Consider the following 19,519-nt stretch of genomic DNA (forward strand, 5'->3'; position numbering starts at 1 on the left):
TGTGGGAGCGAGCTTGCTCGCGATGGGGGCAACTCGGTCCTACCTGCAAAGTTACTGCCCCACCCCACCATGATTTCTCTGAAAAACCTCCTCCCCCATCGCCGCAATCTGCCCTTCGATCAAGGCCTCGAATGGCCGCAACAACGGCTCGAACGAAGTGGGTGCTTCCAGCACCTGCAACGCCTGGACAATCGCCTCCACCGTCGACAACGCTCCAGGCCCCGGTGCCTTGCGCAAGCGATAACGGGACACCGCGCCCTCGGCCAATGTCACCCGCGGCAACGCCGCCAGCAGCGGATTGAGGTGCAGCAGCTTGCGCGCCTTGCGCCAGGTACCGTCCGGCACCACCAGCAGCATCGGTCGATCCACCGAGGTATAGGCTTGCAACGGTTGCGCACCCTCCCCCGGAAACAACAACCGCGCCTGATAACCCGGCTGATTGAGCAGCCCGGGTAAATCCTCAAACACCTCGCCGACGATCAACTCGGCATTGGTCAGCCCCAACGCCGCCAACCGCGCGGTATTCAGCGCATGGTTCACTTCGCTCGGATGCTGCAACAGCAATACCCGGGTTCGACTGTCCAACTGCGGAATCAATCGGCACAGGCAATGAGTTTCAGGGCGCAGGCAACGGGCGCAGTGGCTTCTGGACATGCAGACCTCCCGATCAGACCTGGTTTAGCTGGGCTTTGAGCAAATCGCGGAAGGTCTGGATCAGCGGTTCACGGCTGCGACCACGGCGCACGATCATCGAGAACGGCGCCTGATAACCAAAGGTCGCCGGCAACAGCACGCGCAAATCGCCCTTGTCGGCCCAGGCCTGAGCGTAGTGCTCCGGCAGGTAACCGATGTAGGCGCCGGACAGCACCAGAATCAATTGCGCCTCCATACTCTCCACCGTCGCCGCACTGTGCTTGAAGCCATGGCGCGCCAGTTCGGCCTGGCTCCAGTAACCGCGCCCGACCATGCGCTGCTGGGTGATGACTTGCTCGGGGATGCGCCGCTCGCTGAACAACGGATGGCGATTACTGCAATACAGCCAGTGCTGCTCGCGGTACAGCGGCATGTAGACCAGTCCGCTCATGCGGGTGGAGAACGCGCCGATGGCCAGGTCCAGACGATTGTCCTGGACGCCGAGCTGCAGTTCATAAGGACTCATGACCGACAGGTGCAAATGCACCGCCGGGTGCTCCTGGCTGTAGGCGCCGATGGCTTCGGCGAACGGCAGGGCTTTGTCGCTGACGGTGGAGTCGATCACCCCGAGGTTGAGGGTTCCGCGCAACTCACCTTTGAGCGCCGCAGCATATTGCTCGAAGCCTTCGAGCTCGGCTAACAGACGCAGGGTTTCCTGATGGAACAACTCGCCTTTGCTGGTCAGGCTGAAACCGCCGCGGCCCCGATGGCAAAGCACCAGGCCCAACGCGGCTTCAAGCTGGCTCATGTAAGTGCTGATGGCCGACGTCGACAGGTTGAGCTCCTGCTGGGCATTGGCAAACCCCTGATGGCGCACCACGCTGACGAAGATGCGCAACAGTTTGAGGTCGGGTAAAGCGTTGGCCATGGGGGCTCCAATTAGTGACGCACAAAGCCTTTGTGGCTACGGGGATTACTGTGGCGAACAACATCTGTGGCGAGGGGGCTTGCCCCCGTTCGGCTGCGAAGCAGTCGTAAACCGGCTGATGCGTGCTACCTGAAAAATCGCGATTGCCGGTTTTAGGGCCGCTTCGCGACCCAACGGGGGCAAGCCCCCTCGCCACAAAAGCTTCCTCGCCACAGGTTTGGCGTTCGGCTTGAGTACCTGATGCAAAGTCTAATCTGCCAAAGCCCATTAGTTTAGAAAAATCTGAACTAAGTATTTGCCCGTAGCGATTCTTCTCCCTCACTACATTTCGCAGAATCGGCCCCTGACAAATAAAACAACGATGAGGCCCTACCCGTGGACAAGATTCTTCACCAACCACTGGGCGGCAATGAAATGCCGCGCTTCGGCGGCATCGCCACCATGCTGCGACTCCCCCATTTGCAATCCGCCGCCGGCCTGGACGCTGCCTTCATCGGCATCCCGCTGGACATTGGCACCTCGCTGCGTCCCGGCACCCGCTTCGGACCACGTGAGATTCGCGCTGAATCGGTAATGATCCGCCCGTACAACATGGCCACCGGTGCTGCCCCATTCGATTCGCTGTCGGTTGCCGACATCGGTGATGTGGCGATCAACACCTTCAACCTGCTGGACTCCGTGCGCATCATCGAAGAAGCCTACGACGCCATCCTCGAGCACAACGTTATCCCTCTGACCATGGGTGGCGACCACACCATCACCCTGCCGATCCTGCGTGCCATCCACAAGAAGCACGGCAAGGTCGGTCTGGTGCATATCGATGCCCATGCCGATGTGAACGATCACATGTTCGGTGAGAAAATCGCCCACGGCACCACCTTCCGCCGCGCCGCGGAAGAAGGTCTGATTGACTGCGACCGTGTGGTACAGATTGGTCTGCGGGCCCAGGGCTACACCGCTGAAGACTTCAACTGGAGCCGTAAACAGGGTTTCCGGGTGATTCAGGCCGAAGAATGCTGGCACCACTCGCTGGCGCCACTGATGGCTGAAGTTCGCGAGAAAGTCGGCGGCGGCCCGGTATACCTGAGCTTCGATATCGACGGCATCGACCCGGCCTGGGCACCAGGTACCGGCACCCCGGAAATCGGCGGCCTGACCACCATTCAAGCGATCGAGATCATCCGCGGTTGCCAGGGGCTCGACCTGATCGGCTGCGATCTGGTAGAAGTCTCGCCGCCTTACGACACCACCGGCAATACCTCGCTGCTGGGCGCCAACCTGCTGTACGAAATGCTCTGCGTACTGCCGGGCGTGGCCCATCGCTGAGGATTGACCGCGAACGCGATCAGGTGCTAAAAGCCGCCGCCGAACGGGTGTCGGCCTTCGCCCGTAACGATCGCGAAGCCTACTTCGGCGCGTTCAGCGCCGACGCCAGCTTCGTTTTCTACACCCTCGAACAGCCGTTGCTGCCGGGTTCTTCCTGAAGAATATCGAATGCAGGTTTCAGGGCTGCTTCGCAGCCCAGCGGGAGCAAGCTCCCTCGCCACAGAAAGCGGTTTAAACCACGTTTCACCATAAAAAAGACAATCGGAGACACGTTGTAATGGCTTTGGATTTATTTGTTGTTCTCATCTATGCCGCCGGCATGCTGGTGCTCGGCTACTACGGCATGCGCAAGGCCAAGACCCACGAAGATTACCTGGTGGCCGGACGCAACCTCGGCCCGACCCTGTACATGGGCACCATGGCTGCCACCGTTCTGGGTGGCGCCTCGACAGTCGGCACCGTGCGCCTGGGCTATGTCCATGGCATCTCCGGCTTTTGGCTCTGCGCAGCGCTGGGTTTCGGCATTATCGCGCTGAACCTGTTCCTCGCCAAACCGCTGCTCAAGCTGAAAATCTTCACCGTTACCCAGGTGCTGGAAAAACGCTATAACCCGATGGCCCGTCAGGCCAGCGCGGTGATCATGCTGGCCTATGCGCTGATGATCGGCGTGACCTCGATCCTGGCGATCGGCACCGTACTGGAAGTGCTGTTCGGCCTGCCGTTCTGGATTTCGGTACTGCTCGGCGGTGGTGTGGTGGTGGTTTACTCGACCATCGGCGGCATGTGGTCGCTGACCCTGACCGACATCGTCCAGTTCGTGATCAAGACTGTCGGCCTGATGTTCATCTTGCTGCCGATCTGCCTGTACCGTGTAGGCGGCTGGGATGAGCTGGTGACCAAGCTGCCGGCCTCGAACTTCAGCTTCACCACCATCGGTTGGGACACCATCATCACTTACTTCCTGATCTACTTCTTCGGGATCCTGATCGGTCAGGACATCTGGCAGCGGGTGTTCACCGCCAAAAGTGAAAAAGTCGCCCAGGTCGCCGGCACCGTCGCCGGGGTCTACTGCATCGCCTATGGTCTGGCCTGTGCCCTGATCGGTATGGCCGCTCACGTGCTGCTGCCGGATCTGGACAACGTCAACAACGCCTTTGCCGCCATCGTCAAAGCCACTCTGCCGGATGGCATCCGGGGTCTGGTGATCGCTGCAGCACTGGCCGCCATGATGTCCACCGCGAGTGCCGGTCTGCTGGCCGCCTCCACCACCCTGACCGAAGACCTGCTGCCAAGACTGCGCGGCGGCAAACAGTCGAGCCTGAACATCAACCGTCTGTTCACCCTGCTGACCGGCATCGCGGTGCTGGGTATCGCCCTGGTGGTCAACGACGTGCTCAGTGCCCTGACCCTGGCCTACAACCTGTTGGTGGGCGGCATGCTGATCCCGCTGATGGGCGCCATTTTCTGGAAACGTGCGACCACCGCTGGCGCCATCACCAGCATGGGCCTGGGCTTCGTCACTGCCCTGGTGTTCATGTTCAAGGATGGTATGGAGGCCAACACGCCGATCTACTACAGCCTGGCAGTCGGCTTGATCAGCTTCGTCGTGGTCAGCCTGTTTTCTCCTCGCCCGGTGGCAGTGGCCAACGCGGTCTAACCTGAGAGTAGAAACGGCTTGAGTTTTTCTTCGACGGGTGCGGCGTCGGTTGCCACACCCGTTTTTTTCGCCTGGAGATTCTCCCCCGAGGAGCAGCCCCATGAAAATCGTCAGCCGAGATCGGTGGTTCGAAGTCAAAAACCTGAGCGACGGCGTGCGCTTGATTCACGAGCCCTATATCCGCCCCTTCTACCGCTGCAACCTGTGGCACATCCAGGGCCGCGACAAGGACCTGCTGGTGGACAGCGGCTCAGGGCTGGTCAGCTTGCGCGAGCAACTGCCCTGGCTCACCGAGCGACCGCTGCTGGCCGTCGCCAGCCACACCCATTTCGACCACATCGCCGGCCATCATGAATTCCCCGAGCGCCTGGTACACCCCGCCGAAGCGCAGATCCTCGCCCATCCCGATGGTGACAATACCCTGGCCACGGCCTTTGTCGGTGACGAGATGTTCGAGGCCCATCCGGATTGCCCGTTGTGCTACGCCGAATACCGGGTCAAGGCCGCACCCGCCACGCGCTTGATCGAAGAAGGCGACGTGCTCGATCTCGGCAACCGCACACTGCAAGTGCTGCACACACCCGGCCATTCACCGGGGGGCATCAGCCTCTGGGAAGCCGCCAGCGGTACCTTGTTCAGCGGCGACATCATTTACGACGGTCCGTTGGTCGAAGATGCCTACCACTCCAACCTTGAGGATTACGCGAAAAGTCTGCAGCGCCTGCGCGAATTGCCAATCCGCACGGTGCACGGCGGACACTTCGCCAGTTTCTCCGGTGAACGCTTGCACACGCTGATTGATGAGTGGAACCGGCAGCATCAGTAATCTGTGCTGTACTGGCAGTTAGCGACTGCCGTTTTTGCAGGAAGACGGTACAAGGATCGCTAGCGTCATTTATGACAGCTATCGCAGTGCCCCCAGGACGGGTCAAGACATAACGCCAACCTCCCCCTGCAAGAGGTGTGTATGTACCGTACTGAAACACCACGAATCATCTGCCACCCCCTCCCGAAACCGCCCCCTCCTCCCGGTTCACGCCTGAAAAAACTGCTCGTGACGAGCAACACCAGGACCGCGCGAGGAATCAACATGAATAGAGCAGCCGTACGTGACGCCGTACATCGCTACATTGGCCGTCTGCTGGACGGCAAAAATGGATTTGATGATGACATGAGCCTGGAGCAGTTGGGGTTGGACAAACAGGATATCGAGGAGCTGATCTTCCGTCTGGAAGACGAGTTCGAGCTGAGCGCTTTCACCCGCGAAGAAGATCAGCTGCTCAAGCGCGCAATCACCGTCGATGACCTGTGTCGGTTTCTGCTGGAGATTTCTGGGCGTTGAGCCTACGCCAGGCAGTTGAGCAGTGGGAGCCCCCAAAAGATCGCAGCCTGCGGCAGCTCCTACGGGGGAACGCGTACACCCAGGCCGGCCGGTCGGCCGCCTCGCTTTTGATGTTGATCTTGATTTTGATCTACCCGCCCCTTCGGCAGGCCGAGTGGAGGTGTTCATCAGGGGGGTGGCGCGTAGCGCCGTCAGCGAAGCTGACTCCGCCGCATTGCGGCGCCCCATGATGGACACCGGAGCGAGGGAACCCCGAGCCTTGGCGAGGGGCCGTACGCTCGGGGCGAGCCTTTTTGGGTCCTTTTGTGGCGCTTGACAAAAGGGCCTCGCCGTAAGGGCGAAACCCTAAGTGGCCGTTACCGCAGGAATGGATATGTACACCCTCAAGAGCCAGGTCGGCTGTCAGGCAGCCTTCGCGAGCAGGCTCGCTCCCACAGTGGATCTGGGTATATCCACAAGAGACAGGTCGGCTGTCAGGCAGCCTTCGTCGGAACGCCGCCCGGAGCAGGCTCGCTCCCACAATTTACCTGCGCTGCTGACGTCGACGCTGTTCGTCGTCTGTGCGGATTGGCACGGGTTGCAGAGGCGGTTCAATCAGGCCGAGAGCAACACCGAGGTCGTGGAGCCAGTTTTGAATTTTCTCTTTCATGGTGCCCCCTTCAGGTAGTGCCGAGCGACCGGTATTCTGTAGCCGCTTCACACTGATAATAGTCCGAAGTCCTACGCAATGCTCGCCCGGTATGACAATGATCTGTTACAGAATTATTTCGAATGTGCCGAATCATGCACTGGCCCGGGCTTGTGCCGGCTGAATTGGCCAGGCCGCCTGTTGCAGTTCGATCCAGGCATTGAGGTTCGCGCCGACCATGCCCTTGCGCCACATCAGCCAAGTGGTGGCGCTGGCGAACGGCTCGGCCAGCGGGTGCACCGCCACGCTTTCGCGCCCGGGCAGGCTGGCCAGCATCGACTCGGACATCAACGCCACCCCGGAACCGGCAATCACACACGCCAGCATCCCCTGATACGATTCGATCTCCATCGCCCGGCCCATGGCCGCGTGATCATTGGCAAACCAGGCTTCCAGACGCATACGGTACGAGCAGCCCCGACGAAAGGTAAACACCGAGCGCCCTTGCACATCCAGGGCGCTGCGTACCGGCGGATGATCGGCCTCGCTGATCAGCACCAGCTTCTCATCGCACAGCGGCACCCCGTCGAGCCCGGCCAGCTCCAGCGGCCCATCCACCAGCGCTGCGTCGAGCCGACCGGTGAGCAAGCCTTCCAGCAGCTCACCGCTGGGGGCGGACTGCACCTGCAGGTTCACCGCGGGATAGGTGCGGTGATATTGCGCCAGCAACCCCGGAAGATGAATCGCCGCGGTGCTGTACATAGTGCCCAATACGAAATCCCCGGCCGGTTGACCGCCCTGCACCGCCGAGTGGGCCTCATCGTGCAAGGCAAATAGCCGCGCGGTGTAGTCCAGCAGCACCTTGCCGGCGGGTGACAGCAGCAAGCGCTGTCGTTCCCGGACAAAGAGTTCGACACCCAGCTGCTCTTCCAACTGCTTGAGCCGAGTCGACAGATTGGACGGCACCCGATGCAACCGCTCGGCGGCCCGGGTGATGGAACCTTCCTCGGCCACGGCCTGGAAAATCCGCAATTGGCTGAACTCCACACCTTTCTCCAAAAATGAACAAGTTACTCACTATTATTCATTTTTAAAGAAAGTCAATCCGTCCTAGCCTGACGGTCATTGCTCCTCTGTCGGAATCCACACCATGTCACCGCTGATTCGCCTGCTCGCCAGTTTCATTGCCTTGATGATGGCCATGGGTATTGGCCGCTTCGCCCTCACCCCACAACTGCCGCACCTGCTCAGCGAAGGTCAGATCGACCTGACTGCCGCCGGGCTGATCGCCGCGGCCAACTATCTGGGTTACTTCATGGGCGCGCTGGACGCGATGTTCGCCCGCCACCCCGGGCAGGTGCGTCGTCGATTGCTCGGCGGCTTGTGGTTATGCGTATTACTGACGCTGGCCTCGTTCTGGGCCACGGGTTTCTGGGCGCATTTGCTGCTGCGTTTCGGCACAGGCGTGGCCAGCGCCTGGGTCCTGGTGATGATCACCGCGCTGAGTCAGCCGCTGGCTTTGGCCGCCGGGCGTCCACGGCTGGGTGCACTGGTGTTTGCCGGTCCGGGGCTGGGGATTTTCCTGACCGGATTGCTGGCACTGGGCTCGAACCTGTTGGGGCAAAGTTCGGCCACCCTGTGGCTGGTGTATGCCGCTGTCGGCCTGCTGATGCTGCTGGTGATTCTGCCGATCCTGCCGCAACCGCCATCGAACGTGACCGCAGCGCCCATGGCGGCGCCCTCAGGCAATGCCGGAATTCCTCGCCTGGGGCTGATCTACGCCTTGTACGGTCTGGGTTACATCATTCCCGCGACTTTCCTCTCGCAGATGGCCAATGCGCACTTTCAAGGGCAATGGCAGGCCGACCTGTTCTGGCCGTGCTTCGGCCTGGCCGCGGCCAGTGGCGTGGTACTGGTCAGCTTGCGTCGGCCCAACCCGAATACCACTCGGCATTGGTTGATCGCGACCTTATGGCTGCAAGCCGCCGGAGTCTTCGCTTGCCTGCTGGGCAGTGGCCCGGGACTGGCGCTGGGGGTGATCCTCTGTGGCACGCCGTTTCTGGCCTGCATGCAACTGGTGATGCAACGCTCGCGGGAACTGGCGCCCCATGCCACCCAACGCAACGCCGGGCTGCTGACCGCCTGCTTCGCCGTGGGCCAGCTCAGCGGGCCGCTGCTGGCGGCGCTGAGCAGTCATTTCAGTGGCGGGTTGGCGCCGGCATTGATGATTGCCGGTAGCGGATTATTGCTGGGGGGCGCGCTGTTACTGCGCCCGGTCATTGCCCGAGGGCTTTGCGCAAACGACGGCGCACCCACTGTTCTGCGCTGACAAAGGTAATGCCGAGCAATACCAGCACGGCACCGACGATGAAGTTGAAACTCAGGGGTTCATCCAGCAGCACCACACCGAACGTGACGCCGAACAACGGCGTCATGAAGGAGAACACCGCGAGATTCGCGGCCAGGTAACGGCGTAACAACCAGAACCAGGTCAAGTAACTGAAGAACGACACCACCAGGCCCTGGAACAACACACTGGCCACTGCCACAGTGGTCAGGCTGACATGACTGATCTGCCCGCTCACAGCGGCAATCAGCAGCAGACCGACAAAGCCGACGATCAGTTGATAAAACAAGGTCAGGGTCGCCGGCGCTTCGGACAAGCGTGAAGCGCGCACCACCACGGTCGTCGCGCCCCAGGCCGCCCCGGCCAATACGCCCATCGCATCACCCAGCAGCATGCGCCGATCGAGATTATCCAGCGACAAGCCACCGGCAAATGCAAAGCCGATACCGATAAATGCAAGGAAAATCCCCAACCATTGCAAGGGCCGAAGCCGCTCACTCGGCAACAACCAATGCACACCCAGGGCGGTGAAAATCGGCGCGGTGTAGAGAAATACCGACATGTGGGCCGCCGTGGTCAGTTGCAGGCCTTCGGCGATGAACAGGAACTCAATGCCGAACAGGCTGCCGGCGAGCAGTCCGCCGCGCCAAGTGCTGCCGACCTGCTCCCAACCGCCCTTCCAGCAGATCAGCGCCGCCACCAGCACCGCAGCGATACCGGAGCGCCCCGCAGCCTGCATGACCGGCGCGATGTCCGCCGCCGCCCATTTGATCATCACCTGCTGCACGCCCCAGATCAGGCACAGACCGAGCATTACTTGCAGGGCAAAACCATCGGCGCTGCGCCGTGAAGCACTCACCGCAGGACCTCGAAGACAGACAAAGACATGGCGGTTACTCAGATCAAGATCAAAAGATCGTCCGAACGCGGCCCGAACCTGCGGCAGCTCCTACGCCAATTCGGTACACCAGCAAATGATCAGGTGTACGCAAATCCTGTAGGAGCTGCCGCAGGCTGCGATCTTTTCGGGGCTCAGCTCAATTCGATACGGTCGGCGTGAATGACGATCTGGCCATTTTTGTAGAGCGCACCAATGGCCTTCTTGAAGTTGCCCTTGCTGACGCCGAACAAGCCGCTGATCACCGCCGGGTCGCTCTTGTCGCTGACCGGCAAGGTGCCGTTGTTTTCGCGCAACTTGCTGAGGATTTTCGAGTTCAGGCTGCTGGAGGCTTCTTCGCCAACCGGCTGCAGACTCAGGCTGATCTTGCCGTCGGCACGAATCTCTTTGATGAAGCCTTTTTCTTCCTTGCCGGCGCGCATGAACTTGAACACTTCGTTCTTGTGGATCAGGCCCCAGTGTTTATTGTTGATGATCGCCTTGAAGCCCATGTCGGTCGCTTCGGCCACCAGCAAATTGACTTCCTGACCGACCTGATAGTTAGCCGGCGTCTTGTCCAGGTAACGGTCCAGTCGCGCGGTGGCGGTGATGCGGCGGGTGTGCTTGTCGAGGTAGACATGCACCACGCAGTACTCGCCGGCGGTCATCTGGCGCTTTTCTTCGGAGTACGGCAGCAGCAAGTCCTTGGGCAGACCCCAATCAAGGAAAACCCCGATGCTGTTTACTTCAACGACTTTCAGACTGGCGAAGTCGCCGACCTGAACTTTCGGCTTTTCAGTAGTTGCGATGAGTTTGTCATCGCTGTCCAGATAAATGAAAACGTTGAGCCAGTCTTCATCTTCACTGGGAATATCTTTGGGAATATAACGATTGGGCAAGAGGATTTCACCGTCCGCCCCACCGTCCAGATACAAACCAAAGTTAGTGTGTTTCACCACTTGCAAGCTGTTGTAGCGCCCGACTAAAGCCATTTCCAATACCCTCATTGCGTGGGCGGCATTCTACCCGAGTTTGCCGGCACTGTTCTGCGGCCAGCCGGGTGGCCGATGAAAAACCTGCGAGCCGCCTGATTTTTTGGGCCTCAGGAACCTTTTTGGCCCGCTCGTCAGACCAGTCAAGCGCTTTTGCCCTCTCCAGGCGTGACCCAGTACCGCTAATCGCTACCGAGGTTTTGATTTAAAACAGCAGCTTAGCTGCTTATTTCAAAGATCAACTTTTGACTGATCAAACGATAGCCTGAATGATTTCAGGAGGATATTTACCAAGCAATTGTCAAGTATTTCCTGTACGATACGTGGCCAAGTTAATTTTCTACAGGTTAATGGCCGCCATGCGTGTAAAAGCATCCAACAGCAAAGCAAAGCCAGCTCCAGCCGTTGAAACCAGCGAATCGATCAACAACCAGATTGCTGCGTTCCTCAAGTCCGGCGGAGAGATCCAGCAAATTGCCAAAGGCGTCAGCGGCCAGACTTTCGGCCCGTCCAAGCAAATCACCCTGGGCAAAAAGTAATACCTCGCGTCACCTGGTCCCTAAGCGCTTTGAGCTTCGAAGCGCTTGGACTGGAACCCTCCCGTAACACCCTCGCCTTCTGCTCAATTTCCCATAAACAGACGAACGGCCCTCTCCCCCGAGGATTCGCCGGTATGCTTGCGCACGTCTAGATCGGGCGTTTCAGTAGGTTCTGCGGTTCCTGCTCCTCGCTTTCAAGGGAGTGAAGCATGTTCAAACCCTCCATTATGCTAGCCGGCACCCTGCTGGCTTGTTCCGTCGCCGACGCGCAAATCTTCCAGCGCGAACTGGGCGACTTCGACCTCAAACTCGGTACCACGCCCAGCCGCAGCATGGCCGAGGGGCTGGTCAAACCTTCAAGCTCCGGCTCATTCCATGGCGGCCTGGACCTGAGCCATGACAGTGGCTGGTACGTCGGCCAATGGGCACCGAGCATGGGCCTGAGCCCGTCGAGCAACCTCGAGGTCGACTCCTACATGGGCTTCAAGCAGTCCTTTGACTCGACCCTCGGCTACGAGTTGGGGATGATTCACTACAGTTACCCGAAAGTGAGCCTGCTCGACAGCCAGGAACTGTATGGCGGCCTTACCTTGCTGGGCAGCCGCTTTGGCGCGGCTTTCAGCAGCGATCCGGACAAACGCAACAGCACCTTGTTCGCCGACCTCGGTGGGACCCAGCCCTTCGGGGTCGGGATCAGCGTCAAATACACCACCCACCAACTCGGCACAGCGGTGTCTATCGCCGACGGTGGCTATGTGAGTAGCTTCAACGACTGGTCGGTGAAATTCTCCCGGCCATGGATGGGTATCGACCTGAACCTGATCTACAGCGATTCAAACCTCAGCGGCGGCGACTGCGCTGCCTACTCCGGGCATAACACTGAATGTGACAGCCTGCTCACGTTCAAGGCCGAACGCTCGTTCTATTGAATCGATGAACTGCCGGGTCCATTCTGGGATCAGATGCAGGACTACGCATTCGCAAGGACTCGCCCATGGCGCGCCGGTTGAAACACTTCACTTTGCTGCTGATAGTGAGCCTCGTGCTGTCCAGTTGTAATCGCGTCGGCCTGGCCTACCGCAATCTCGACATGATCATCCCATGGACGCTCAACGACTACCTGGTGATGAACAGCGAGCAGAAAAACTGGTTCGACGATCGGCTCAAGGAACACCTGCGCTGGCACTGCAGCACCCAACTGCCTGGGTACCTTGACTGGCTGGACCGCCTGCAGTCGATGGTCGAGAGCAATCAGGTCACCGAGGCCGGCCTGCAAAGCCTCGCAGTGGAAGCCAGGCAGGCGATCGCACAAACCGCCCGGGAAGTCACCCCGTCGGCCATCGAATTGCTTCGCGGCCTGGATGATCAACAGGTCAAGGAAATGAACGAGGCGTTCGCCAAGGACCGGCAAAAGCGCCTGGATGCCTACCTCAAACCCACCCTGGAACAGCAGATAAAACAGCGCAGCGAGCGGATGATCAAACGTCTGACGACATGGTTAGGCCCGCTCAATGCCAGCCAGCAACAACGGGTGGTTGCCTGGTCAACCTCACTAGGCCCGCAGAATCGGCAATGGATCGACAACCGCGCCCATTGGCAGAAGCAATTCAGTGCCGCCGTGGAGCAGCGCCAGAGCAGCGAGTTCCCACAACGGATCGAGCAATTGCTGGTCAATCGCGAGAGCTTGTGGACTCCTGCCTATCGCCAGGCTTTCAGTCAGACCGAACTTGCGGCCCGCAGGTTGTTCGTCGACGTGATGGCCCAAAGCACACCGGCTCAACGCCAGTATTTAATGCAGAAAATCGAAGGTGTGCGCAGTGATTTAAATGCGTTGAAGTGTTTGAAGGCGGCGCAGGGGTGATGGGTGGTGAACGCTGCCCTCCCCTGTAGAGCAGAGGGCTTGTACGCGAATGCTTTTACCGCCACACCCTCTGCCAATCAGGCAATCTGCGCCTTGGAAGCCACTTCATCAAAAATCACCGGGTCCAGCGAATCCTGCTGCTCATCCAGCACCTGGCGCGGGTGATCATTGCCCGGAATGCTGCTGTCGATCAGGCTGAGCAAACTCGAACCGCGTAACGTCAGCACAAAGTTCTCGCCATTACCGCCCTCATCCTCCGGCCGCGATTCTATGAAACCGCGTTCAAACAGGAGCTTCTCGTATTCCGTCGCAGTGGCCTTCAGGTGATCCAGATTTTCAATAGGTTCACCTTTTGCCGCCTTCTCCTCCGCATACTGCTCAGCGTAAGGCCGTGGGGTAAAGCTGTGCCCGGCACTGTTCTGTACTTCGTGGAGCAATCGTTCGATCAGATCCCAGTTATAAGTCGTCATCCTGATTCAACCTCCAAGCATAAGAGAGAGATGCCCTTCACAGGTTGTGACCGGTGGCACGGGCAGCCGTTCAGCCGAGGTGCATGCCTGTTGCGTATCTCGCGAAAAAACCGCCGGGCGCCTTGTCGATTCAGGCCAGGGCCAAACGACTAGGCTGTGTAAGCAGTCGCTTGGCAACGCGCTGCAATAGTCGCAGGAGGAAATATCATGAACAGCTTGCAAGAGCACAAGGTCGTGCCCCGAGAACAATGGCTCGCGGCACGCAAAGAGCATTTGCTCCACGAAAAAGCCTTCACCCGGGAACGGGACAAACTCAGCGCCGAACGCCGCGCCCTGCCCTGGGTAAAAATCGACAAGCCCTACCGCTTCCAGGGTCCGAACGGCGAGCTGTCGCTGGCCGACCTGTTTGGCGGGCGCAGCCAATTAGTCATCTATCACTTCATGTTCGGCGAGGGCTGGGACGAAGGTTGCCCCGGCTGCTCATTCTTGTCCGACCATATCGACGGAGCCAACCAGCACCTGGCCCACCATGACGTAGCCGTGGTAGCGGTTTCCCACGCGCCGTTCGCCGAATTCCAGGCCTTCAAACGGCGCATGGGCTGGAAATTCGACTGGGTCTCGTCCGCTGGCTGCGACTTCAATTACGACTTCGGCGTTTCGGCCAGGGCCGCCGACGTCGCTGCCGGCTCCGCCACCTATAACTACGAAAAAACCGACGGCGCCGAAGAAGAATTACCCGGCCTGAGCGTGTTCTATCGCAACGAGGCTGGTGAGATCTTTCACACCTATTCCACTTATGCTCGTGGTCTGGACCTGTTGGTCGGCACCTACAACTACCTCGACCTGACGCCCAAAGGACGCAACGAAACTGAAATCATGGATTGGGTTCGTCATCATGATCTTTATGAAGAGCAATCAACCAAGGGGGCGTCCAGCTGTTGTTCTGAGTGAGGTTGGCGGGGTCTGCGTTGACAGTTCAATCGTCTTCGCGGGCAAACAAATACTTGAGAAGAGGGACAAAGGGACCCCATTAGCCTTGACTTGAGACCGGTCAATGGGTGTCCATTTGTCCAAGCGAGCATTCTCGTCTCTGTGGGTGTCCGGTTTCATCAGATCACTCCAGCTAGTCACCTCTAATAATACTGGCTATTTTTATAAGCTCTTCATCTTTTGCGCGAACATGATCATGGGAAGATATATATCCCTCGTAATTAATATAAAATTTATCTACATTAGATTTTATCTGCTTCCACTGACCCTTTCCTCCAGTTCCATGCATAGGAAAGAGCTTTGCATGTACATGATCAACTCCAAAGCCTTCCAAAATCATACCCGTTCGACCCACATCTTCAAATGCATCGTCTAATAGCAATGCAACTTTCCTCGACGCCAATACCAGATCACTCAAAACAACCTCTTCTAATGCGAATGCATAGCTAGGGTAATGTTTTTTTGGAATAACAACACTAAAACCCTTTGTATTAGGATATATTGACAATATTGCAATATGCTTTTCATCCTCCCATATTTTATGACAAGGAGATTTTCCGTGTAAAATATCGCAAAACACACACTGCATATGAGTTTAATCCATTAATGATTTTCTTGGAAACTGTGTAGAATCCCAAGAGCCCTGGAAGCTGACATCAACACTTCCGCCTTGACTTTTCTTTATAATGTAATTAATTGCCAATGACGCTATCAATCCAGCAAGTTCCGTATTCGATGGGCCGAAGCTAGGCCCGATAAAACTTGGATTTCTTCGCCACTTAATCCTCTTTGACCACTCATCTGCTTGCCGATCTGGCTTCGTTTTTGCCTCAATAGATAAATAGCTGTGAAAGTACCCACTACTAATTACCAGCTTCCCCTCTTTTTTCAACATGCTAGTCATGGACTTATCACCCAACCCTAGCGGCTCGTCTGCAGTAATGACGATAACATCGTGCTCATTGGCGCGCTCTTTAATTTCATCCTCCGACAAAAACCTATTTTCTGTTTCGCACTTTATAGAGTCAAACCTATTATTTATGACGACCTTTAACTTATCAACTTTAAACTCACCAATATCATCCTCCTCCCAAAAAAACTGTCTATTTAAGTTACTTTTTTCAATCCGATCACCGTCTACAAGAGTGATACTTCTTACTCCAGCACCAATTATATTTAGTGCAGCCAGCGACCCTATCCCGCCGCAACCTACAATGAGAACCCTGAGCGAATCAATAGAATCCAGAGCAACAAGAAACTCCTTACAACTGCTTGACTGACCTAATACATATGAAGCAGTTCGACTCGTCCTGCACCCCTGAAGTTTTTCCTTTGTTTTTTCTATCTCGTCCGAAGCTCCGAATACTAGAGAGCCACTTTCAATTAGCGCCGACCATACAGACTCCTCATTAAGATCTACAATCCTTATTATCCTCTTAGGACCGGAAACATAGCTTACTCCTTTATCATCTAGCCCAAAGACAACAGATGGGACCATTATTGCCAACGCCACTCCATCGCTATATACAACTCCATCGATGATTTTTTCTCGCCCATGGCTTAAAATATTTTCCATCTTTTGCTTAAATGCCCTTCTTTATTACGGAAGGGCACCCCCCGATTAGATTAATTACATTTCAGGCCGGAAGCCTTAGCATCCCAATAGCTAAGCGGAATATTGGTACACCAGCCAGGCGGGACAGTTGAGTTCATTTCTGCGCTTGCAATATCCGGCACTAGCCTGGTTTGGATTGTTGCAGCTGAAGGTCTAGTGTCTAATGCAAAGCTCTGGGCAGCGAAAAGCATCAATCCTACTGCTGTGGTTTTCTTCATAGCAAATACTCCATTTTATTATTTTCCTTGCGGGTTGAAGCAATTTGAGATTAGCAACATCTACCGATAGCAACAAGTATTATTTGAATTACGATTCGCAACTGTAAAGAAATGAAATAGGGTCAGACCACGCTTTCTAAAACAAAGATTCAACATCAATCAGTCGCTTTCTTGGGCCGTCCTGGTTTGCCTTTTTTGACCCTTCTTCCCAGCGCATCTTGAACCTCCGACTCAAACGTGGCACTGCCTAGTACATAGTTACCATTAGTAGACACTCGAATCTGATTAACCAAACCTGGATCAAGTTGACCTTTGCAGAGCTCGTGATACGACGCCGCCCGCACTAACCCCGCCTCACCTAGCGCGTTGTACTGTGCATGAGGTGTGACAAGTCTTGAATGTTCCCCCAGTGCATTAGCTCGATAACTGGTCCATCGATACTCGGCCGGATGTTCCACGACTCCCGACCTGACTGGGTTCATCTCGATGTAGCGATAGCAGGCTAATACGTAACTGTCCTCCTGCACCAGGCAGGAACGGAAACGGCCTTCCCACAGGGTTCCCGTCCTCTGATACGTGCGATTGACGTATTGAACATAGCGTTGACCAAGCCCCTTCATCAGCAAGCTTGCTCCTGCAGGATGGCTTGGCGTCAAAAGCAGATGGACATGGTTGGCCATTAGACACCACGCATGAACTTCACAGGCCTGCTTTCTCGCCTGCTCGGCCAAGTGCTCCAGGTAAAACAGGTAGTCCTCTTCCGAGTAGAAACAGGCAGAGCGGTTATTTCCTCGCTGAATCAGGTGCAGAGGGACTCCCGGCATCAGTAAACGAGCTCTACGAGGCATATGGAAGTTCCTTCTTCCTGTTCATGCCACTTAAATACTCGCCAAAATCGGATAATCCGCTCTGTCCCCTATTTCCTCCTGACTTCAATAACTCGATTGGCTTTGTTCGAAGGTGAGCAGGGCTGAAGATAGGCGCCCCCGCAAATAACAGCCAATAAAGCTCATTTAGCACGAAGTCAGATCTGGACATGTTCAATCCCTTAAATTGGAAAAAATGCATGTACAGATGCTAATCGTCATGGTTTCAACGCCCAACAGGACGCTTCCTATCCTGGCGCAGGAAATCTCTTGAATTGAACAGAAGGAGAGAAACAGCTATTTGTGAACAGCCCCCGAAGCACTCTTGGTGCTTTGTTGGGTTTCAGGTGGTTCCAGGCAAGGTTCTGAACTTTTTCCCACGCTCAGCCCTCAACCCAGTAACTGCGTCGTCCTGAACCACGAGGTCTGCCCCATGAAAACGCTGCTGAAGATGAACCTCGCCGCCAGCCTGATCTGCGCCTTGCCCGCCTGGGCCTGCACCCCGGATGAGGCCTTGGTCAAACGTGAGCAACTGGCCAAGGAGGTGGCCAAGCTCACCGAGCAGAACCCGGCCAAAGCCAAAGAGATCAACGATGAGCTGCAAAAAATGGATCTGGGGACTGCGAGTAAAGACCTGCCGGACAAATGCCAGTTGATCGACAAGCGCCTGGAAGAGCTGAAAACCGCCGAGGTCAAGGCTGATAGTTGATGAGGCGAAAGATCAAAAGATCGCAGCCTGCGGCAGCTCCTACAGGGGCGGTGTATCTTCGCAATACGATTTTCCGATCATAAAAAAACCGGACAATGTCCGGTTTTTTTATGAATCACCGCAGCGTTATTCCGCAGCCGGTGCTTCTGGCTTGCGGCGCTTGAGCGGTGCCATGCCGTCTTTGCTGACCAGCGACAGGGCGTCGGTCTTCGGCCGGTTGGTGATCCTGCGCTTGGTCGGTGCCTTGGCGCCGGTTTTCTTCTTCTCGCCCTTGGCGTCGACCTTCTTCTTCTTCACGCCGACGGCTTTGCCCGAGGCCTTGACCTTTTTCGGTCCGCCATAGGTGCCTTTGACTTCCTTGATGGTGCGGCGCTCGAAGGTCTGCTTCAAGTAGCGCTCGACGCTCGACATCAGGTTCCAGTCGCCGTGGCAGATCAGCGAGATGGCCAGGCCATCGTTGCCGGCGCGACCGGTACGACCGATACGGTGAACGTATTCGTCGCCGCTGCGCGGCATGTCGAAGTTGATCACCATGTCCAGACCGTCGACGTCCAGGCCGCGAGCGGCAACATCGGTGGCGACCAGGATCTTCACGCCGCCCTGTTTCAGACGATCGATCGCCAGTTTGCGGTCTTTCTGGTCCTTGTCGCCGTGCAGCACGAAGGCTTTGTATTCCATTGCCACCAGGCGCCCGTAGATACGGTCGGCCATGGCCCGGGTGTTGGTGAAGATGATCGCCTTTTGATAGGTCTCGTTGGCCAGCAGCCAATTGACGATCTGTTCTTTGTGCTGGTTGTGGTCAGCGGTGATGATCTGCTGACGGGTGGTGGCATTCAGATCGCTGACGTTGTTGAGTTGCAGGTGTTCCGGGTTGTTCAGCACCTTGGCGACCATGTCGCGCAGACCCGAGCCGCCGGTAGTGGCCGAGAACAGCATGGTCTGCTGACGGTTGGTGCACTCTTCCACCAGACGCTGGACGTCTTCGGCAAAGCCCATGTCGAGCATGCGGTCGGCTTCGTCGAGGACCAGCACTTCAACTTCTTTCAAGTCGAGGTTGCCGGCGTTCAATTGCTCGATCATCCGGCCCGGCGTACCGATCAGGATATCCGGCACCTTGCGCAGCATGGCAGCCTGGACCTTGAAGTCTTCACCGCCGGTGATCAGGCCGGACTTGATGAAAGTGAACTGCGCGAAGCGCTCGACTTCCTTGATAGTCTGCTGGGCCAGCTCGCGGGTCGGCAGCAGGATCAGGGTCTTGATGCTGACACGGACTTTCGCCGGGCCGATCAAACGGTTAAGGATAGGCAGAACGAAGGCCGCGGTTTTGCCGCTACCGGTTTGAGCTGTCACCCGCAGGTCACGCCCTTGGAGCGCGAGCGGGATAGCCGCTGCCTGCACCGGCGTAGGCTCGACAAATTTAAGCTCGGCCACGGCTTTGAGCAGGCGTTCGTGCAGGGCGAATTGGGAAAACACGGGTGCTACCTCGAAGAAATACAAAAAAACAGCTGCATAGGGTAACGG

General features: G+C 57.1%; 22 protein-coding genes and 1 pseudogene. 11 read left to right on the top strand and 12 right to left on the bottom strand.

What is annotated here, in order from left to right; all coding sequences use genetic code 11:
• Positions 1–51: 51 nt before the first annotated feature.
• Complete coding sequence (locus F8N85_RS15250; RefSeq protein ID WP_150804393.1) at positions 52–654, bottom strand: tRNA-uridine aminocarboxypropyltransferase; 603 nt, start codon at positions 652–654, stop codon at positions 52–54.
• 13 nt (positions 655–667) lie between these two features.
• A complete protein-coding gene (locus F8N85_RS15255; protein WP_150804394.1) occupies positions 668–1,561 on the bottom strand; it encodes a LysR family transcriptional regulator in 894 nt (297 codons plus the stop codon).
• 375 nt (positions 1,562–1,936) lie between these two features.
• Here F8N85_RS15255 and speB point away from each other — a divergent pair, with 375 nt between their 5' ends.
• The 5 genes and pseudogenes from speB to F8N85_RS15285 all read left to right on the top strand — a co-directional run bounded on the left by speB (position 1,937) and on the right by F8N85_RS15285 (position 5,886).
• On the top strand, positions 1,937–2,887 hold the full coding sequence (speB, locus tag F8N85_RS15265) for an agmatinase (protein ID WP_150804395.1): 951 nt from the start codon (positions 1,937–1,939) through the stop codon (positions 2,885–2,887).
• 2 nt (positions 2,888–2,889) lie between these two features.
• Positions 2,890–3,030 (top strand): annotated as a pseudogene (locus tag F8N85_RS15270) (DUF4440 domain-containing protein); the annotation flags it as partial.
• A 134-nt stretch (positions 3,031–3,164) separates the two neighbouring features.
• Positions 3,165–4,544 (top strand): sodium:solute symporter, encoded by a 1,380-nt coding sequence (locus F8N85_RS15275; RefSeq protein WP_150804396.1) that lies wholly within the window; start codon positions 3,165–3,167, stop codon positions 4,542–4,544.
• Between the two features lie 100 nt (positions 4,545–4,644).
• On the top strand, positions 4,645–5,370 hold the full coding sequence (locus tag F8N85_RS15280; RefSeq protein ID WP_150804397.1) for an MBL fold metallo-hydrolase: 726 nt from the start codon (positions 4,645–4,647) through the stop codon (positions 5,368–5,370).
• Positions 5,371–5,634: 264 nt separating this feature from the next.
• Positions 5,635–5,886, top strand: a complete 252-nt coding sequence (locus F8N85_RS15285; RefSeq protein WP_150804398.1) for an acyl carrier protein — start codon at positions 5,635–5,637, stop codon at positions 5,884–5,886.
• 523 nt (positions 5,887–6,409) lie between these two features.
• On the opposite strand, the gene F8N85_RS35445 is transcribed toward F8N85_RS15285, so the two are convergent.
• Together F8N85_RS35445 and ptrR are read right to left on the bottom strand one after the other, a co-directional pair.
• The gene (locus tag F8N85_RS35445) at positions 6,410–6,535 is read right to left on the bottom strand and encodes a PA1414 family protein (RefSeq protein ID WP_263596377.1); all 126 of its coding nucleotides are present in this window, start codon (positions 6,533–6,535) and stop codon (positions 6,410–6,412) included.
• 132 nt (positions 6,536–6,667) lie between these two features.
• Positions 6,668–7,561 carry a putrescine utilization regulator PtrR gene (ptrR, locus tag F8N85_RS15290; RefSeq protein ID WP_150804399.1) on the bottom strand — a complete coding sequence of 298 codons (894 nt, stop codon included), beginning with the start codon at positions 7,559–7,561 and terminating at the stop codon, positions 6,668–6,670.
• A 103-nt stretch (positions 7,562–7,664) separates the two neighbouring features.
• Here ptrR and F8N85_RS15295 point away from each other — a divergent pair, with 103 nt between their 5' ends.
• Entirely contained in the window at positions 7,665–8,843 is a 1,179-nt protein-coding gene (locus tag F8N85_RS15295) for an MFS transporter (RefSeq protein WP_150804400.1), read from the top strand.
• On the opposite strand, the gene F8N85_RS15300 is transcribed toward F8N85_RS15295, so the two are convergent.
• Together F8N85_RS15300 and F8N85_RS15305 are read right to left on the bottom strand one after the other, a co-directional pair.
• Positions 8,791–9,720, bottom strand: a complete 930-nt coding sequence (locus tag F8N85_RS15300) for a DMT family transporter (protein WP_150804401.1) — start codon at positions 9,718–9,720, stop codon at positions 8,791–8,793. The two genes, F8N85_RS15295 and F8N85_RS15300, sit on opposite strands and share 53 nt — an antisense overlap.
• A gap of 173 nt (positions 9,721–9,893) precedes the next feature.
• Positions 9,894–10,730 (bottom strand): S1 RNA-binding domain-containing protein, encoded by an 837-nt coding sequence (locus tag F8N85_RS15305; protein WP_150804402.1) that lies wholly within the window; start codon positions 10,728–10,730, stop codon positions 9,894–9,896.
• Positions 10,731–11,080: 350 nt separating this feature from the next.
• Between F8N85_RS15305 and F8N85_RS15310 the strand changes: the two genes are divergently transcribed.
• The 3 genes from F8N85_RS15310 to F8N85_RS15320 all read left to right on the top strand — a co-directional run bounded on the left by F8N85_RS15310 (position 11,081) and on the right by F8N85_RS15320 (position 13,130).
• Positions 11,081–11,269 (top strand): hypothetical protein, encoded by a 189-nt coding sequence (locus F8N85_RS15310; RefSeq protein ID WP_017337097.1) that lies wholly within the window; start codon positions 11,081–11,083, stop codon positions 11,267–11,269.
• Between the two features lie 209 nt (positions 11,270–11,478).
• Positions 11,479–12,198 (top strand): TorF family putative porin, encoded by a 720-nt coding sequence (locus F8N85_RS15315; RefSeq protein WP_150804403.1) that lies wholly within the window; start codon positions 11,479–11,481, stop codon positions 12,196–12,198.
• Positions 12,199–12,263: 65 nt separating this feature from the next.
• Positions 12,264–13,130 carry a DUF6279 family lipoprotein gene (locus tag F8N85_RS15320; protein WP_150804404.1) on the top strand — a complete coding sequence of 289 codons (867 nt, stop codon included), beginning with the start codon at positions 12,264–12,266 and terminating at the stop codon, positions 13,128–13,130.
• Positions 13,131–13,207: 77 nt separating this feature from the next.
• Here F8N85_RS15320 and F8N85_RS15325 read toward each other — a convergent pair whose 3' ends face one another.
• Complete coding sequence (locus F8N85_RS15325; RefSeq protein WP_150804405.1) at positions 13,208–13,600, bottom strand: transcriptional regulator; 393 nt, start codon at positions 13,598–13,600, stop codon at positions 13,208–13,210.
• A gap of 207 nt (positions 13,601–13,807) precedes the next feature.
• Between F8N85_RS15325 and F8N85_RS15330 the strand changes: the two genes are divergently transcribed.
• Positions 13,808–14,551 (top strand): DUF899 domain-containing protein, encoded by a 744-nt coding sequence (locus F8N85_RS15330; RefSeq protein ID WP_150804406.1) that lies wholly within the window; start codon positions 13,808–13,810, stop codon positions 14,549–14,551.
• A gap of 172 nt (positions 14,552–14,723) precedes the next feature.
• Here F8N85_RS15330 and F8N85_RS15335 read toward each other — a convergent pair whose 3' ends face one another.
• The 4 genes from F8N85_RS15335 to F8N85_RS15350 all read right to left on the bottom strand — a co-directional run bounded on the left by F8N85_RS15335 (position 14,724) and on the right by F8N85_RS15350 (position 17,271).
• The gene (locus tag F8N85_RS15335) at positions 14,724–15,179 is read right to left on the bottom strand and encodes an HIT family protein (RefSeq protein WP_150804407.1); all 456 of its coding nucleotides are present in this window, start codon (positions 15,177–15,179) and stop codon (positions 14,724–14,726) included.
• 6 nt (positions 15,180–15,185) lie between these two features.
• A complete protein-coding gene (locus F8N85_RS15340; protein WP_150804408.1) occupies positions 15,186–16,166 on the bottom strand; it encodes a ThiF family adenylyltransferase in 981 nt (326 codons plus the stop codon).
• Positions 16,167–16,216: 50 nt separating this feature from the next.
• Positions 16,217–16,423 (bottom strand): hypothetical protein, encoded by a 207-nt coding sequence (locus F8N85_RS15345; RefSeq protein WP_150804409.1) that lies wholly within the window; start codon positions 16,421–16,423, stop codon positions 16,217–16,219.
• 155 nt (positions 16,424–16,578) lie between these two features.
• Positions 16,579–17,271, bottom strand: coding sequence for a transposase (locus F8N85_RS15350; RefSeq protein WP_150804410.1), 693 nt, complete (start codon positions 17,269–17,271; stop codon positions 16,579–16,581).
• 451 nt (positions 17,272–17,722) lie between these two features.
• Between F8N85_RS15350 and F8N85_RS15355 the strand changes: the two genes are divergently transcribed.
• Complete coding sequence (locus tag F8N85_RS15355; RefSeq protein ID WP_150804411.1) at positions 17,723–17,998, top strand: hypothetical protein; 276 nt, start codon at positions 17,723–17,725, stop codon at positions 17,996–17,998.
• A gap of 126 nt (positions 17,999–18,124) precedes the next feature.
• Here F8N85_RS15355 and F8N85_RS15360 read toward each other — a convergent pair whose 3' ends face one another.
• Positions 18,125–19,471 carry a DEAD/DEAH box helicase gene (locus F8N85_RS15360; RefSeq protein ID WP_150804412.1) on the bottom strand — a complete coding sequence of 449 codons (1,347 nt, stop codon included), beginning with the start codon at positions 19,469–19,471 and terminating at the stop codon, positions 18,125–18,127.
• Positions 19,472–19,519 lie beyond the last annotated feature (48 nt).

The organism is Pseudomonas fluorescens (genome assembly GCF_902497875.1).
In the GTDB taxonomy this organism is placed as follows: Bacteria; Pseudomonadota; Gammaproteobacteria; order Pseudomonadales; family Pseudomonadaceae; genus Aquipseudomonas; species Aquipseudomonas fluorescens_BR.

Coding starts and splice junctions, on each gene's coding strand:
- F8N85_RS15280 (WP_150804397.1), top strand. CDS start 4,645: ATGAAAATCGTCAGCCGAGATCGGTGGTTCGAAGTCAAAAACCTGAGC.
- F8N85_RS15345 (WP_150804409.1), bottom strand. CDS start 16,423: ATGAAGAAAACCACAGCAGTAGGATTGATGCTTTTCGCTGCCCAGAGC.
- F8N85_RS15295 (WP_150804400.1), top strand. CDS start 7,665: ATGTCACCGCTGATTCGCCTGCTCGCCAGTTTCATTGCCTTGATGATG.
- F8N85_RS15320 (WP_150804404.1), top strand. CDS start 12,264: ATGGCGCGCCGGTTGAAACACTTCACTTTGCTGCTGATAGTGAGCCTC.
- F8N85_RS15315 (WP_150804403.1), top strand. CDS start 11,479: ATGTTCAAACCCTCCATTATGCTAGCCGGCACCCTGCTGGCTTGTTCC.
- F8N85_RS15310 (WP_017337097.1), top strand. CDS start 11,081: ATGGCCGCCATGCGTGTAAAAGCATCCAACAGCAAAGCAAAGCCAGCT.
- F8N85_RS15325 (WP_150804405.1), bottom strand. CDS start 13,600: ATGACGACTTATAACTGGGATCTGATCGAACGATTGCTCCACGAAGTA.
- F8N85_RS15275 (WP_150804396.1), top strand. CDS start 3,165: ATGGCTTTGGATTTATTTGTTGTTCTCATCTATGCCGCCGGCATGCTG.
- F8N85_RS15335 (WP_150804407.1), bottom strand. CDS start 15,179: ATGCAGTGTGTGTTTTGCGATATTTTACACGGAAAATCTCCTTGTCAT.
- F8N85_RS35445 (WP_263596377.1), bottom strand. CDS start 6,535: ATGAAAGAGAAAATTCAAAACTGGCTCCACGACCTCGGTGTTGCTCTC.
- F8N85_RS15255 (WP_150804394.1), bottom strand. CDS start 1,561: ATGGCCAACGCTTTACCCGACCTCAAACTGTTGCGCATCTTCGTCAGC.
- F8N85_RS15355 (WP_150804411.1), top strand. CDS start 17,723: ATGAAAACGCTGCTGAAGATGAACCTCGCCGCCAGCCTGATCTGCGCC.
- F8N85_RS15305 (WP_150804402.1), bottom strand. CDS start 10,730: ATGGCTTTAGTCGGGCGCTACAACAGCTTGCAAGTGGTGAAACACACT.
- F8N85_RS15330 (WP_150804406.1), top strand. CDS start 13,808: ATGAACAGCTTGCAAGAGCACAAGGTCGTGCCCCGAGAACAATGGCTC.
- F8N85_RS15250 (WP_150804393.1), bottom strand. CDS start 654: ATGTCCAGAAGCCACTGCGCCCGTTGCCTGCGCCCTGAAACTCATTGC.
- F8N85_RS15340 (WP_150804408.1), bottom strand. CDS start 16,166: ATGGAAAATATTTTAAGCCATGGGCGAGAAAAAATCATCGATGGAGTT.
- F8N85_RS15350 (WP_150804410.1), bottom strand. CDS start 17,271: ATGCCTCGTAGAGCTCGTTTACTGATGCCGGGAGTCCCTCTGCACCTG.
- F8N85_RS15285 (WP_150804398.1), top strand. CDS start 5,635: ATGAATAGAGCAGCCGTACGTGACGCCGTACATCGCTACATTGGCCGT.